This window comes from uncultured Thermosynechococcus sp. (genome assembly GCF_937958135.1).
Taxonomy (GTDB): Bacteria; Cyanobacteriota; Cyanobacteriia; order Thermosynechococcales; family Thermosynechococcaceae; genus Thermosynechococcus.
In genome coordinates, this window is record NZ_CALGOG010000024.1 from 56,207 (window position 1) to 70,753 (window position 14,547).

A 14,547-nucleotide genomic window follows, 5' to 3' on the forward strand; every position below is an offset into this window, starting at 1 on the left:
ACCACAGGGGTAGTGGGAACCGAGTTAGCTGAAGGTGACACAACTCAACGCTCCCAGCGGGTGGCTTTTGTTAATTCCCAAGTGGTGTCCCCCTCTGGATCAACTGCAACCGTAACGCCGCTTTCTTTTGGTCGTGTCTCTGAGCAGCAGCGTCGCACCACCCCTGCCCCCGTTTCAGCCCAACAAGTTCCTGCCCGCTCTGCGCTGCCTCAGCCAGTGGTGGTCAGTCACCTGCAAACAACAACGGTAACTGCACCAACGCCTCCTGTCGTTCAGCCCATTACTCCGCCTGTACCTGTTCAGGTGGCACGTTCAATTGTGGCTCCACCCTTACCCAGTAATCTCGACCTGCCCCCCCTCCCTAACTCCGATCGCTTCCTCCCTAGCCTGACGACGAACTTTATCTGGCCGGCTCGTGGGGTTTTGACCTCTGGCTTTGGCCCCCGTTGGGGACGGATGCACCGAGGGATTGATATTGCTGCGCCCGTAGGCACTCCCATTTATGCTGCCGCTGCTGGGGTTGTCACCTACTCCCAATGGAACGACGGCGGCTATGGCAATCTTGTGGAAATTCGTCATGCCGATGGGGCGCTCACCCTTTATGCTCACAACCAGCGCAATTTGGTGCGGGTAGGGCAGTACGTTGAGCAGGGTCAGCAGATTGCCGAAATGGGAAGTACTGGCCGCAGCACAGGTCCCCACGTCCACTTTGAAGTGCATCTTCCAGGGCGGGGTGCAGTGAACCCAATGCTCTTCTTGCAACGTGCCCAAGGCTAATCGTTGACAGTCTATTTTGTGGGTGCGGGGCTAGGTTCCACCCGCTATCTTACCCTCGAAGCATGGATATGCCTCCAGCAGGCAGAGGTCGTTCTCTACGACGCTCTGATCTCCCCTAGTCTGCTGGAACTCACACCCTGTGAATGCTTGCGGGTGGCGGTGGGAAAACGTGCACGGGCTGAGGCCTTATCCCAAGCAGAAATTAACCAGCTTTTAGTGAGCTATGGCCGGCAGTATCGGCGGGTGGTGCGCCTCAAAAGTGGCGATCCAGGGCTGTTTGGCCGCTTGCATCAGGAACTGGAGGCTGTGCTGAAAGCAGGCCTTGAGGCGGTGGTGATTCCGGGGGTGTCCTCGGCGCTGGCAGCGCCTTTACTCGCGGGTCTGTGCGTCACGGCAAAGGATGTGAGTCAGTCGGTGGCGATTCTGTCGGGTCATGCGCCAGAAACCCTGCCTTGGTCTGCGATCGCTCAAATGGAGACGCTGATTTTTTTGATGGCCACCCGTTCCCTGCGCTCTATTGTCGAGCAATTGCTAAAGCAGGGGCGATCGCCCACTGAAGGATTGGCGATTCTGCAATGGGCAGGGCAACCGCAGCAACAGTTTTGGTTGGGCACGCTAGAGCGTTATTTAAGTACGCCCCACTTTCCAGACATGGCACCCGCTGTCGTGGTGATTGGTGCGATCGCCCAAAAGCGCTACCCTGTGGCTAGTCTAGATCTGGCCTTCCCTGAATTTTTGAGGACTTTCCCACCATCCATGTCTCGGCTCCACGGCAAAACCATTCTCGTCACCCGCGCGGCTGGTCAAGCCAATGAGTTTACCCAACAACTCACTGCTGCCGGTGCACGGGTTTTAGAGATGCCCACACTGGAAATTGTGCCTCCCAGTTCTTGGCAACCCCTTGATCAGGCCTTGGCGCAACTGGATGCCTTTGACTGGCTAGTGCTCACCTCCCACAATGCTGTCACCTTTTTTATGGAGCGATTGCAACACCACGGCAAGGACAGTCGCGCCCTTGCCGGCCTCAAAATTGCTGTTGTGGGTGCAAAAACCGCCCAAACCCTCAGTCGTTATGGCCTAGTGGCTGACTTTACCCCCAGTGAATTTGTTGCCGATGCCCTGGTGGCGGAATTTCCAGAACCCGTTGCGGGTTTACGTTTTCTTTTCCCCCGTGTGGAGACGGGAGGTCGCCCCCTCCTCGTGGAGAGGTTCACAGCCGCTGGCGCTGCGGTGGTTGAGGTGCCCGCCTACGATTCCCGCTGTCCCCAAGCGGCTGATCCTGAAGTATTAGCAGCGCTGCAAGCCGGCCAAGTGGATATGGTGACGTTTACCAGTTCCAAGACAGTGCAACATTTTTGCCAATTGGTCGGTGCCAAGGCAGCCGAGCTGCTGCGCAACGTTCAGATTGTCAGTATTGGGCCGCAAACATCGCAAACTTGCTGCCAACTCTTGGGACGGGTGGACGTTGAAGCTACAGAATATACGCTTGAGGGACTTGTTCAAGCCTTATTACAGATCACTTAGGGCTTTGGGTACACCAAATCCATTAGTCTGAAAAAAGGACTGTTTTAAGGCAACTGTGGAGTCATGACGCACGCAACCGATGTGGTGACCCTTGGCCGTTGGATGGCGGCGGATTTTAGTAACCAAGCCCAAGCCTTTGAGAATCCCCCCTTTTACGCCCATATTCGAGTGTGTATGCGCCCCCTTCCCACCGGTCTTTTGGAGGGTATTGCCCTGTATGTGGAACAGGCCTATGACTATCTTCTGGGGGTTCCTTACCGCACACGGGTTTTAGAACTGGTGCCCGCCACCGATCACATTGTGATTAAAAATTACGTCGTCAAGGATGAACAACGCTTCTTTGGGGCGGCTCGCGATCGCCGGCGGCTTCAAGCCATGACGGCTGATGATCTTGAACCCCTTTGCGGCTGTAACATGCTCACTTACTGGACGGGTCACAGCTTTCGGGGTGAAGTAGAGCCGGGTAAAGCCTGCAAAGTGGTGCGCAAAGGACGAGAAACCTATCTCGATAGCACCTTTGAAATTGATGGCGATCGCTTCATTAGCCACGATCGCGGGCGGGATCCAGAGACCGATGAACAGGTTTGGGGATCTGTGGCTGGCCCCTTTTACTTTGTCCGCTGGCAGAGCTTTGCCGATGAAATTATTGCCTAAGCCGTTTGCCAATCGGGCAGGGGCTTTCCTTGGTAATAGAGGCGAAAGAGTCCCCAACTGCCGAGGGCGATCGCCACTAAGCTAACCACTTGGGCAACTCGCAGAGATCCTAACATGAGACTATCCATGCGCAGCCCCTCAATCCAAAAGCGACCTACACTGTAGGCGATGGCATAGACCATGAGGAGCGTTCCCGGCTTTTGATAGCGGGGGTGCCGAAAAAGCCACAGCAGGAGAACAAAAACGCCCAGGTTCCAGAGGGACTCATAGAGAAACGTGGGGTGGTAGTAGGCTTCGTTGATCAGGGCTGGGGGACGCTGCGACACGGGAATGTAGAGCTTCCACGGTAGATCGGTGGGGGCGCCAAAGGCTTCAGAGTTAAAGAAATTCCCCCAGCGACCAATGGCCTGTCCCAGAATTAAGGAAGGGGCAACAACATCCGCCACCTGCCAAAAGGAAAGCCGCTGCACATAGGTGAAGATGGCCATGGCAAGCAGACCGCCTAGGATGGCCCCGTGAATAGCAATACCCCCTTTCCAAATTTGAACCACTTGATCTAGGTGTTTTTGGTAAAAGTCCCAGTGAAAGGCAACGTAATAGAGCCGAGCGGCGGGAATTGCCGCCACCACTAACCAAATTGCAAGATCTGCAATCAGATCGGGATCGATCTGCCGCTGGCGTGCCAGGCGTTGACTCAGCCAAATGCCAACAAAGACAGCAAGGGCAATCAGTAGCCCATACCAGCGCAGGGTGATAAACCCCAGCTCAAGGGTGGCTCCAGGGGATTGGAAGGTGGCAATCATGCCTAAAACAGCTTCTAAACGGCACGCGCTGTTTGAACGACCGTGGCAAAGGCGTCAGCATCCAGCACGGCAAGTTGAGCCAGCATTTTGCGATTCAGTTGAATCTCGGCTTTCTTCAGGGCACCCATCAGTTGACTGTAGCTCATGCCGTGTTGACGGGCAGCCGCGTTAATCCGTGCAATCCAGAGCCGCCGAAAGTCCCGTTTGCGCCGCCGCCGATCGCGATAGGCATTGCACAGGGCTTTCATGACTACTTGATTGGCGGTGCGGAAGAGCTTGGAGTGCCCCGCTCGATAGCCTTTGGCCAGCTTGAGAATTTTTTTGCGCCGTTTACGGGCAACGTTACCCCGTTTAACCCTTGCCATCGTTCACCTTCACTTTATGAGCAACTGCAACTCTACCAAATCTACAAAATTAGCACCCTATGCGTAGGGCAGCATAAGGGAGACTCGCTTAAAATCCCGTGGATCGACAAGAGCTTTGTGAGACAAGCGATTCTTGCGATCGCTGGACTTGTGTTCGAGGAGGTGATTTTTGTTGGCCTTACGGCGGACAAACTTACCGCTGCCCGTCGTCCGAAAACGTTTGGCAGCAGCACGACGTGTTTTTAGCTTTGGCATAGCTTTGCCCTGTTTTAGACACAGCTTACTAGTGTACTATTTTGAACAGAGTCTTGACAAGCGGCATGGAACTAGAGTTCATTCCCGTTGAAGAGTTTTATTTTGCCCTAACTTTGGCCATGCGCACCTTGGAAGATTTGGGAGATGCGGCATTGGTAGAGCAGGTGCGATCGCGCTTGGCAGAGCGATTTGGTCAAGCCTCCACCGTTGCTGCCGCCAAGCAAAACACCTTTAATTATGTCTTTCGGGTCAAGGGAGTGGACAATAGCCCCGCACCCCAGCTCATACTTTCAATTGCCGATTGGCAGGGAAAAATCCGTCTTAGCAGTGACTATGGCTGGACATTGGATGCCCAGCGCAAAACAGTCCGCACCGCAAAATTTAGCGATCGCCCCCAATTTTGCCAACAGGTGAGAGCCTACTTAGCCCAGTGGCTGGAACTGCCGGAATTTCTTGAGGCCTAAATGTTCGATCTAGGGACAGCCCTTGATAGAGCCATTAAAACTTGGTCAGTGGTGCATACGCCCTTTTTGTCCCCAGATCGCTTGGTGCAGGCACTAAGCACCCTTGAGCAGCGGGTAGACGTCCATGCTCTAGCCTGGGGGGGCTACCCTCAAGCAGAACGCAGTCGGCTGGCGATCGCTCCCCGTGAACTCAATCTTGAGGAGCAGCGGCCTCCCCTTGCCTTGGTGCGAATCACAGGCAACTTTCTTTTTGATCCCGCCACCTACACCGATTTTGAGCAGGCGATCGCCACCGCTGGCCTCGATGAAGGCGACTATGGGGATGTCATTCTCCTGGGGGAGCGAGGAGCACAGGTAATTCTCATCCCCGAGAAAGTCCCTACTTTACAACAAGGGCTAAAGCAAGTGCGAAGTGTACCCGTCACCGCTGAATCCTGCCCCTGGTCAGAGCTGGCCGTTGCTCCACTTCAAGTAAAATCCCTCAGTACGGTAGAAGCCTCACTGCGCTTGGATGCCGTTGCCTCTGCTGGCTTTGGTGTCTCCCGCAGTAAAATGAGCGAGTGGATTAGCCAGGGACTGGTGCGGGTCAATTGGCAAATTGTGCAGCAACCGCGTCATCTTCTTAAAGTGAATGATCTCATTGCCATTCGTGGCAAGGGGCGATTGCGGATTCAAGACATTCAAATCACAAAAAAAGAACGCTACCGTATCCAGATGGAGCGCATTCGTTAAAGCCATGGATCTGCTGCTGTCGAAACTGCTGCCGCCACTGCTGTATCCATTGTCCCTAGCCTGTTGGGCATTGATTTTTGCCGTTGTGCGCTTCTGGCGTGCCCCCAAACAGGCGGCGATCGCCCTTGCGATTGCCCTGAGTTTACTGCTTCTCAGTGGCAATGACTACGTCACTGTGGCACTTCTGCGCTCTTTGGAAGAGCAATACTTGCCGCCACAGCCCATCCCTCAAGGAGCAGCGATTGTTGTGTTAGGCGGCGTCATTGTACCGCAACAGGAACCCCGTCCTTGGGTAGAGATCAAAGAAGGGGGCGATCGCCTTCTCTACGGCATCCACCTCTTTCGGCAGGGCTATGCCCCCTACCTAATCCTCAGTGGCGGTCGCATTCCTTGGCTAGGGGAAATATCCCAGCGCTCAGAAGCAGCAGATATGGCGGAGATTGCCCAAACCTGTGGCATTCCCAAAGAGAACATTTTGTTAGACACAACCTCCTTGAATACCTATGAAAACGCGCGCAACGTCAAAGCACTGATTGCAGCCCATCAGATTCAAGGAGACCTACTCCTAGTAACTTCGGCCTACCATATGCCGCGGGCTGCCGCCATTTTTCGACACCTGGGACTAAAGGTCATTCCTGTGCCCACCGACTATCGCTGGCCCTCCGTTGCCCATTCTTTCACTTGGCAAAATGTACTTTTAAGCCTCATTCCCACTGCATCTAATATCCAACTTACAACGGATGTCCTGCGGGAATATCAAGGACTCCTCATCTACAGGTTGCGGGGTTGGCTTTAGAGACTGTGTGCTATTAAAAATTGCTGACAGACATCAACAAACTCAGCCGTAGATTCGTAGGGGAGGACATTGCGCCCTGGAATAATCACCCCCACTGCATTGGGCAAGAGTTCCGTGTAAAAGGCCAGCCGCTCTTGGGGAGACTCAGCCGTTCCTTGGCGACTGATACTAGAGGCTTGATCGCCCATTACCACCAGCACCGGCTGAGCAATGGTTTGGAGGATAGGGCGGTAATCCCGTCGCCAAAAACCTGCAAGGAAGGAATACACAGCATGGCGAGTGTTTAAGTTGGCAGCGCCTTGAGTGAGCATTTCCAACCACTGCCGATCCACTGCTTGCGGTTTGGCAAAGAGTTGCTTGACAGAAAATCGCCGCAGAAACCTCTCTTGGCGCGCGTATTGATAGAATGCCCATCCTAGGGGCGAATCAAAAAGACGCCAACGCAGCCGTTGCCAAAGGACACGGGTATTCTGCGAAATCAAGCTTCCCGTGGGCGGGCCACTGAGAATTAACGCCCTTACCCTTTGGGGAGCAAGGCGCACTAATTCCAAAGCCACCGGCAACACAGCCCCTTGAACCACCAGTACCACCCCCTGAGCTATTTCAGATTCGATGAAAAACCGTAACTGTGCTGCCCAATCTTCGGGATAATAAGCTAAATGGGGCAAGCTGCTCCGGCCACATCCCAGCAAGTCTGGGATATAGAATGAGCAATTTTGCGCCAAGGTCTGCCAATGGCCAACACAGCGATCCCAAAACAAACCCGACAAACCAACGCCCACAGGATGAATGAACAGAAGGGGGGTTTCTCCACCTGCACCGGCAAGCCAATAATGACAGGTCAGTCCCTGCCACTCATAGGTTTTCGCCAGCAATTGCTGCATTACTGTTACTCCTCATCGCTCAGGTGGTCTTCAAGGGTACACTGCTCATGGGAGAGTCACTCTTGAAATATCTCTGATTTCTGACTTTTAGTAGCGTCTTTAACCAAATCTTTGCCTTCTCTTAACCTCAGTTCTCTGAAAGCTTGTTTATTGTAGGTGGAGGGTGGTTTTGTCGGTTTGCCCTTACTCTTTTCCCTTGCAACCGTCCCACCGTTGATGTCCATAGCATTTGCAAAACGTTGTTTACTCCGCTAGGAAACATGACTATGTCTACTTCAGCCAAGAACGTTACCCGACTAGGAGTGATCGCTGCCATTGCAGCCATCTCCAGCACTGTAATTCCTGCTGCTTTTTCTCAACAAAGTGCACCGGTTGTTCGGATTGATGGCTCCAGCACCGTTTATCCTGTAACTGAAGTGGCCGCCGAACAATTTCAAAAGCAACAGGGCGGTAAAATTCGCGTCACTGTCGGGATTTCAGGGACAGGCGGTGGCTTTAAGAAGTTCTGCCGCGGTGAAACCGACATTTCCAACGCCTCCCGCCCGATTCTGGCCAAGGAAATGGAAGAGTGTAAGAAAAACAACATTCAGTACATCGAGTTGCCTGTTGCCTATGACGCCCTGACCGTGGTGGTCAACCCCCAGAATAATTGGGCCAAATCCCTCACTGTTGCCGAGCTAAAGAAAGTATGGGAGCCTGATTCCAAGATCAATAACTGGAACCAAATTCGGAGTGAATTTCCCAACTTACCCTTAAAACTTTTTGGCGCAGGTGCAGACTCCGGTACGTTTGACTACTTTACAGAGGCCATCAACGGTAAGGCCAAAGCCAGCCGTAAAGACTACACCGCCAGTGAGGATGACAACGTCCTAGTACAGGGGGTTAGCCGTGAGCGCGGTGCGCTTGGCTACTTTGGCTATGCCTACTACGCAGAGAACAAAAACAAACTTAAACCAGTGGCGATTGATAACGGCCGAGGCCCCGTTATGCCCTCGGAGAAAACTGTGCTTGATGGGACCTACCAACCGCTGTCGCGCCCAATCTTTATCTATGTCAACGCCAACTCTGCGAAGCGGCCAGAAGTACGGCAATTTGTTAGCTACTACCTCAGCAATGGCCCGGCAATCGTTAAAAAATCGAAATATGTGCCCCTGCCCAGCAGTGCCTACAAAGCAATCTTGGCCAGGTTTAACAAAAACCAAGTGGGTACTGCCTTTGGTGGCAAAGAAGCCATTGGTCTGAAGCTGGATGACTTACTGAAGCGCAGTATTCAGTAAGAGCGCAAGGTTTCGCTATGCCGAACAGGGTGTTCGGTCAAGTAGCGGCCAGCACCCTGTTTTCTAGTTATCCAAAAGAGTTAGTTTGGAACAGCCTGTATGGCACAAGATTCTTTTTCCGTCAAGACAAATCTTCCCCTTACCCTGCCTTCACGCACAGTACGAATCTGGCGTGAACGAGTCATTGCCGGCGTTTTATTTCTGGCAGCCATCTCCTCCGTTTTGACCACGCTTGTCATTGTCTATATTCTCTTCTCGGAGACAGTAATATTCTTTGAGAAGGTCATGGAGGTGGATCGGGTGTCCCTCTGGGAGGCACTGGTAGAGTTTTTCACGGGCACCGACTGGTCACCATTGATTGAACCACTGGGAATCGGTATCTTACCTCTGCTGGCTGGAACACTAACAACCTGCTTTGTTGGTCTTTGTGTTGCTGTTCCTTTGGGGACAATTGCCGCTATCTACCTCAGTGAGTTTGCACCAGCAAAGGTGCGAGAGATTCTAAAGCCTATCTTGGAAATCTTGGCGGGCGTGCCTACGGTTGTCTATGGCTATTTTGCTCTTCTGGTCATTACTCCAGTGTTGCAGAAAATCATTTTGGGAGTACAAAAGTTTCTCCTGCCAGGCAGGAATGAGTGGGATTACTTTCAGCTCCCCGGATTCAACATGCTGGGGGCAGGGATTGCAGTAGGCCTTATGGTTCTTCCCTATGTCTGCAGCCTGGTGGAAGACGCCCTTCAAGCAGTGCCACTGGAGTTGCGGGAAGGCTCCTATGCCATGGGAGCTACTCGCATTCAAACCGCACTCAATGTTCTTATTCCCGCCGCTATTTCTGGCATTGTTGCTGCTTACATTCTGGGGTTTTCCCGAGCAGTGGGGGAGACAATGATTGTGGCGGTTGCCGCTGGTTTGCAGCCAAAGTTTACTTTTAATCCCTTTGAGGCGGCGGCAACAACAACGGCTTTTATCGTCTCTGTCAGCTTGGGGGATTTACCCCACGGCTCTTTTGAGTACCAGTCTATTTTTGCTGCAGGGATCATGCTCTTCTTTGCCACCCTGTTTATGAACGTGCTCGGATACTTCCTCAGTCGGCGTTATCGTGAGGTCTACTGATGGTACGCAACCCAAAGCTAATCGCTGTTCTTCACAATCCAATTGCTATTGCTGAGTCAATTCAGCAGCGAAAACGCTGGGAACAGTTTTTTATTTTGCTTAGTTGGTTTTCCCTATTGGTTGCCCTTTTAACGCTAGTGGTCTTGGTTGCTGATCTGCTGATTCGCGGTTGGCCACTGCTGAACTTAAAATTTCTATTGTCTCCTCCCAGTAGTGATCCAGAGGAAGCAGGCATTCTCACAGCATGGGTGGGGAGTCTATTGGTTATTTTGGTAACCATTGTGGTGGCTGTTCCTCTTGGCATTGGAGCTGGGATTTACCTAGAGGAATACGCCCCTAAAAACTGGCTTTTGGATTTTATTGAGATCAACATTACCAACTTAGCAGGAGTGCCTTCAATTATCTACGGTCTTTTAGCACTGGGTTTCTTTGTTTATATTCTCAAGTGGGGCGAGAGTATTCTCACTGCTGGCTGTACGCTGGCGTTGCTGATCTTGCCGGTGGTAATTGTCACTACCCGTGAGTCTTTGCGCGCTATTCCTGTGGGTATTCGCGAGGGTGCCTATTCAGTGGGAGCCAGTCGGTGGCAGACTATTTTCGATCACGTCTTACCCTACTCAATGGGGGGGATACTCACCGGCATTATTGTAGGGATTTCCCGTGCCATTGGCGAAACTGCTCCCCTGATTACAATTGGTGCCTTAACGTTTATTACCTTCTTGCCCGATGCACCTATTAAGGGAGAATTTCCCTACATTTCTTTCAATTGGCTATGGTCTCCTTTCACTGTGCTGCCCATTCAAATGTTTAACTGGGTTTCACGCCCTCAGGAAGCTTTTCAGATCAATTCTGCGGCAGCCGGTGTTGTACTCTTGGTACTAACACTATTGGTGAACTCAACTGCCATCTATTTGCGCTATCGTTTTAGGAAGAGTATCAAGTTCTAGGAAGTTGCATTTTGGGACGTATTCAAAATGGTTAAGCCTACAGAGGAAGCCGTGGTTACTCAACAGGAGCCGCTCAGAAAACTAGCTGAGGTGCGGGACTTAAACTTTTATTATGGTCGCACCCAAGCCCTTAAGAACATCAACATGCCGATTTATGAAAAAAAAGTCACGGCTCTGATTGGTCCTTCGGGTTGCGGTAAAACCACCCTACTTCGCTGTTTTAATCGTATGCACGACCTCTATCCGGGAAACCGCTATGAGGGGCAAATTTTGCTGGGGGTAGATCGGCCGCGCAACCTGTTGGAAATGGATCCAATTGAAGTGCGCATGCAAATTGGCATGGTTTTCCAAAAACCCAATCCCTTTCCCAAGTCAATTTATGAAAACATTGCCTATGGCCTTCGGGTACGGGGTATCAAGGATAGAGCACTTCTGGATGAGGTGGTGGAGCGATCGCTGCGCAATGCCGCTCTCTGGGATGAAGTCAAAGATCGGTTAAAAGAACCAGGAACTTCACTCTCAGGAGGGCAGCAGCAGCGCCTGTGTATTGCCCGCGCCCTTGCCACCGACCCAGAAATTATCCTATTCGATGAGCCAACCTCGGCACTAGATCCCATTGCCACTGTTAGCATTGAAAACTTAATTGTAGAACTTAAGGAACAGGTGACGATCCTGATTGTTACCCACAACATGCAACAGGCGATTCGGGTGTCCCAATTCACTGCATTTATGTATCTTGGGGAGTTGGTAGAGTACAACGATACGATGTCTATCTTCACCAAGCCAGTAGAGCAGAAAACAGCGGATTACGTCAGTGGCCGTTTTGGTTGATTGCCTTGGTGCCTCAAGTCCACTTGAAAATGCAGTCTAAGGGGTAACGTGCCATTGTGGATAGATTCCTACCCTAGGGTTAGCAATTATTCGTTCTAGCTCTAGGAGTACAATTGTGCTGGCATTGCTGGAGTCCACAGTCAGGGAAGAGTGGGTTTCACCTCAAGCGGAGGAGCAGTAGGCCAATGGCAGTTCTCTGGTATTGAGTTGGCAGCGGTACCGAACCCCACTGTGGAACAGGTGCAACTATTGATTCTCAATGCTGCACCCACACTGGCTCCCGCCCACCCACCCCTTATAGGCGGAAAATACAACAACTAAAATGAAGGCAGCACGTGAATCCCCTACAGACTGCCATGACAACTAAACACCCAGCGCAACTGCCGCCCCTTGAAAATGGCGATCGCCTGACGCGGGACGAATTTGAGCGGCGCTATGCCGCCATGCCCCAGTTAAAAAAAGCAGAACTCATCGAGGGAATTGTTTACGTGGCTTCCCCGGTGCGTGTTAGTCACAGTCAACCCCATGCCGAAATGGTAGGTTGGCTGTTTTTTTACACAGTGGCGACACCGGGTGTTCTTGTCTATGACAATCCGACGGTTCGCTTGGATGGTGACAATGAACCGCAGCCCGATGCTGTTCTGCGCCTTGAAAAGGGGGGCAACTCCCGTATTAGCGAGGATGGCTACATTGAGGGGGCGCCGGAACTGGTGGTTGAAATTGCTGCCAGCAGTGCTGCCTACGATCTCCACGACAAGCTCAGAGTGTACCGCCGCAATGGGGTTCAGGAATACCTCGTCTGGTGCATTCACGATCGCCAGATTCATTGGTTCTCACTTGCAGCAGGGGAATACCAACCACTTACTGCCGATGCTGAAGGGATTCTCCGCAGTCGCCAATTTCCCGGCCTCTGGCTCGCCACGGAGGCCTTACTGGCCCATGATCTGGCGGCTGTCTTGGGAGTCCTTCAACAGGGAATTGCTAGCCCTGAACATCAAGCGTTTGTGCAAATCTTGGTGGAAACTTAAAAAACTTCCCTAATCTGGCATTATGCTCTGTGGAATTTCCGCGTCAATAGGGGGGCTATTGGCATCGGCCTTGCCAAATACAGGTTGAACGTTTCATTCACTGTCGCCCTATGTTGGAACTAGACCCCATTTTGCCAACGTGCTGGCGGCGGCTCAGGAAACTATGAACAATCTCAGCTTGGGGAGCGATCGCTATCAATACTACGAAAGCATCTGTGGCGGCGCTGGGGCAGAAGCCACCTTTGCCGGAGCCAGTACTGTACACACCCACATGAGCAATTCTCGGCTCACCGATGTCGAGGTGCTAGAAAGCCGCTACCCTGTAATTGTTTAGGAGTTTTGCCGTCACCGGGGCAGATGGGGCAGTGTCCTTAAGTTTCGTGAACCGATGACCGTTAGCCTCCTGCGCCAGTCGCGGAAAATCCTGCCTTTTGGACTTGCTGGTGGTGAGTGTGGTGCCCTGGGTGAAAATCAATGGCTGAAACTCAGACACATCCCCCATCCCTTCGCAGGAACCGCCATCATCAATGTCCAAGGGAGCGATCGCCTGCGTATTTATAGCCCTAGCAGTGGTGGTTTTGGGGTGGTTCGTACATCAAATTAGATATCTCAGATTAGTTTTCATCGTCGGTGGAGCGACCGTTGCTGCTCACTTGTTTTAGGTGAATGTGCTTACGGCCAAGCGTAATTTCAAACTCATCCCCCGGCTTGAGATTCATTTGCTTGGTATATGCTGCACCAATGAGCAAGTTGCCGTTGGCTTGCACCGTAATTCGATAACTGGCACTGCGACCGCCTCGGCTACCACTGCGTCTTGACTTACCGTCAATCTTCATACCCAAGGCTTCAAGAAGTGCCTTGTTAAACTTCAGTTTGCTGATGCGCTCCTTGCCACTTTGGGTCACCGTGTAGTAGCCACAGGCTTTTGCCTTTTCCTCATGGCTGAGATGTTCCAGTTGCTTGTACTTCTCTAATAAAGCAGCACCTGTCAAGGGTTCCACTTGTTTTTGTTTGCGTCCCATTTTAACCTACCTTTTCAAGGATTAAATACTGTCTATCCATTGGCGATTCAATCAAGGGTTGCCAAAGCCTGACAGCGAACTCGCAGTGAATGAGTGTCTATCTTTAGCAAACCACAATTTTTTTCAGAATTCAAGTTGCGATCGCCCTTGGGTTAGGGTTTTACATTTTCTTTGGACGAGTTACATTTACACAGCTTTTCCTAGGTATAGAACAGCAGCAAAAAACGCGAAGGCCGGTGTAAGAAAGTGCTCTACTCGCCTTTTTTCAGAAGGGTAACATGCGCTCAAAACTGCAAAAGCTCCTGGGGAACAGGATTGCATCGCCTTTATCTATCCCCTATTTAAGGAAAGGGCTGTATATGCCCTAGGCTTGGACAATAATTATAAGACACCTTACGACGCTTTTTGCAAGCGTTGAATATGCTCACAATACTCACTTCCGCGAAGGTGACTTTAGTCATCTATGGACTAAAGTTGAGATAACCCTCAATTCAGTGAACAGCCCGAACGGCAAGAAAGTAAGTGAAACCTGAAGGCTAAACCTTGATTAGACCTTAATGAACTGAATAGAGGCAGTGGGACAACTCCCTTAAGCGTTTAGCTGTAGAGCGGGTAACTATCCCATCACGTTGGCCAGAGGAGTGTCAAACTCTACTTAAGTTACTGACTCTTATACTTCACTTGGGAAAAGGAAGGCAAGCTCAAGCACCGGTTCAAGACCCTGCGGCAGTGGGACAACCCCATTTGCTGAAATCATTCTCTTGCTCAGATAGCCAAACTGCACCGGTGACATTTCAGAGGGTTCGCTATAGACTGCCAGCGTGGGATTGAGGAGATTCAACAGCCAGTAATCGGGAATCTTGGCTTCACCATCAAGAGATCATTGCACCGGGCGATCACATTCCAAGGATCAATCCGCCACTTCTATCACGAGCAGCGTGTCCGCAGGAGTGGGATGGGCTGAAGCATAATCATTTTCTCGATTCTTGACCCAGTGCATGGCAAGCCCCGCCGAACCGCTCGCGGGAGCACGCTAACAGGGGAGGAAGGATAGCGCGAAAGTTAATATTGTTTG

Annotated in this window: 15 protein-coding genes and 2 pseudogenes; 12 read left to right on the forward strand and 5 right to left on the reverse strand. The window is 51.7% G+C overall.

Annotated elements, in window-relative coordinates; genetic code table 11:
* Nucleotides 1-399 precede the first annotated feature (399 nt).
* From Q0711_RS11640 to Q0711_RS03640, 3 genes and pseudogenes are all read left to right on the forward strand, one after another.
* Nucleotides 400-777 (forward strand): annotated as a pseudogene (locus Q0711_RS11640) (M23 family metallopeptidase); the annotation flags it as partial.
* A 3-nt stretch (nucleotides 778-780) separates the two neighbouring features.
* Nucleotides 781-2,301: a uroporphyrinogen-III C-methyltransferase gene (gene cobA, locus Q0711_RS03635; RefSeq protein ID WP_298615746.1), complete on the forward strand. Its 1,521-nt coding sequence runs from the start codon at nucleotides 781-783 to the stop codon at nucleotides 2,299-2,301.
* 63 nt (nucleotides 2,302-2,364) lie between these two features.
* Nucleotides 2,365-2,955, forward strand: coding sequence for a chromophore lyase CpcT/CpeT (locus tag Q0711_RS03640; RefSeq protein WP_298615744.1), 591 nt, complete (start codon nucleotides 2,365-2,367; stop codon nucleotides 2,953-2,955).
* Here the strand turns inward: Q0711_RS03640 and lgt are convergent.
* The 3 genes from lgt to rpmI are packed head-to-tail and all read right to left on the reverse strand — an operon-like array spanning nucleotide 2,952 to nucleotide 4,378.
* Nucleotides 2,952-3,758, reverse strand: coding sequence for a prolipoprotein diacylglyceryl transferase (lgt, locus tag Q0711_RS03645; protein ID WP_298615742.1), 807 nt, complete (start codon nucleotides 3,756-3,758; stop codon nucleotides 2,952-2,954). The genes Q0711_RS03640 and lgt overlap by 4 nt on opposite strands.
* A 14-nt stretch (nucleotides 3,759-3,772) precedes the next feature.
* Entirely contained in the window at nucleotides 3,773-4,123 is a 351-nt protein-coding gene (rplT, locus tag Q0711_RS03650) for a 50S ribosomal protein L20 (RefSeq protein ID WP_298615740.1), read from the reverse strand.
* A gap of 57 nt (nucleotides 4,124-4,180) precedes the next feature.
* On the reverse strand, nucleotides 4,181-4,378 hold the full coding sequence (gene rpmI / locus Q0711_RS03655; RefSeq protein ID WP_298615738.1) for a 50S ribosomal protein L35: 198 nt from the start codon (nucleotides 4,376-4,378) through the stop codon (nucleotides 4,181-4,183).
* Between the two features lie 65 nt (nucleotides 4,379-4,443).
* Between rpmI and Q0711_RS03660 the strand changes: the two genes are divergently transcribed.
* From Q0711_RS03660 to Q0711_RS03670, 3 genes are read left to right on the forward strand one after another with little or no spacing between them, the layout of a single operon-like run.
* The gene (locus tag Q0711_RS03660; RefSeq protein WP_298615736.1) at nucleotides 4,444-4,842 is read left to right on the forward strand and encodes a hypothetical protein; all 399 of its coding nucleotides are present in this window, start codon (nucleotides 4,444-4,446) and stop codon (nucleotides 4,840-4,842) included.
* Nucleotides 4,843-5,574, forward strand: coding sequence for a photosystem II S4 domain protein (locus tag Q0711_RS03665; protein ID WP_298615734.1), 732 nt, complete (start codon nucleotides 4,843-4,845; stop codon nucleotides 5,572-5,574).
* 4 nt (nucleotides 5,575-5,578) lie between these two features.
* A complete protein-coding gene (locus tag Q0711_RS03670; RefSeq protein ID WP_299041614.1) occupies nucleotides 5,579-6,370 on the forward strand; it encodes a YdcF family protein in 792 nt (263 codons plus the stop codon).
* On the opposite strand, the gene Q0711_RS03675 is transcribed toward Q0711_RS03670, so the two are convergent.
* On the reverse strand, nucleotides 6,367-7,254 hold the full coding sequence (locus Q0711_RS03675; RefSeq protein WP_298976869.1) for an alpha/beta hydrolase: 888 nt from the start codon (nucleotides 7,252-7,254) through the stop codon (nucleotides 6,367-6,369). The genes Q0711_RS03670 and Q0711_RS03675 overlap by 4 nt on opposite strands.
* Nucleotides 7,255-7,520: 266 nt before the next feature.
* Between Q0711_RS03675 and Q0711_RS03680 the strand changes: the two genes are divergently transcribed.
* The 6 genes and pseudogenes from Q0711_RS03680 (at nucleotide 7,521) to Q0711_RS03705 (ending at nucleotide 13,054) form a co-directional block, all read left to right on the forward strand.
* On the forward strand, nucleotides 7,521-8,531 hold the full coding sequence (locus Q0711_RS03680; protein WP_299041617.1) for a PstS family phosphate ABC transporter substrate-binding protein: 1,011 nt from the start codon (nucleotides 7,521-7,523) through the stop codon (nucleotides 8,529-8,531).
* A gap of 99 nt (nucleotides 8,532-8,630) precedes the next feature.
* Entirely contained in the window at nucleotides 8,631-9,644 is a 1,014-nt protein-coding gene (gene pstC / locus Q0711_RS03685) for a phosphate ABC transporter permease subunit PstC (RefSeq protein WP_299041619.1), read from the forward strand.
* Nucleotides 9,644-10,591, forward strand: a complete 948-nt coding sequence (gene pstA, locus Q0711_RS03690) for a phosphate ABC transporter permease PstA (protein WP_299041621.1) — start codon at nucleotides 9,644-9,646, stop codon at nucleotides 10,589-10,591. Before pstC ends, pstA begins: the two co-directional genes overlap by 1 nt.
* Nucleotides 10,592-10,618: 27 nt before the next feature.
* Nucleotides 10,619-11,422, forward strand: a complete 804-nt coding sequence (gene pstB, locus Q0711_RS03695; RefSeq protein WP_299041624.1) for a phosphate ABC transporter ATP-binding protein PstB — start codon at nucleotides 10,619-10,621, stop codon at nucleotides 11,420-11,422.
* Nucleotides 11,423-11,778: 356 nt separating this feature from the next.
* Complete coding sequence (locus Q0711_RS03700) at nucleotides 11,779-12,450, forward strand: Uma2 family endonuclease (protein ID WP_299041627.1); 672 nt, start codon at nucleotides 11,779-11,781, stop codon at nucleotides 12,448-12,450.
* A gap of 139 nt (nucleotides 12,451-12,589) precedes the next feature.
* Nucleotides 12,590-13,054, forward strand: a pseudogene (locus Q0711_RS03705) (hydantoinase B/oxoprolinase family protein).
* Nucleotides 13,055-13,064: 10 nt separating this feature from the next.
* On the opposite strand, the gene Q0711_RS03710 reads toward Q0711_RS03705, so the two are convergent.
* A complete protein-coding gene (locus Q0711_RS03710) occupies nucleotides 13,065-13,472 on the reverse strand; it encodes an AbrB family transcriptional regulator (RefSeq protein WP_298611228.1) in 408 nt (135 codons plus the stop codon).
* Nucleotides 13,473-14,547 lie beyond the last annotated feature (1,075 nt).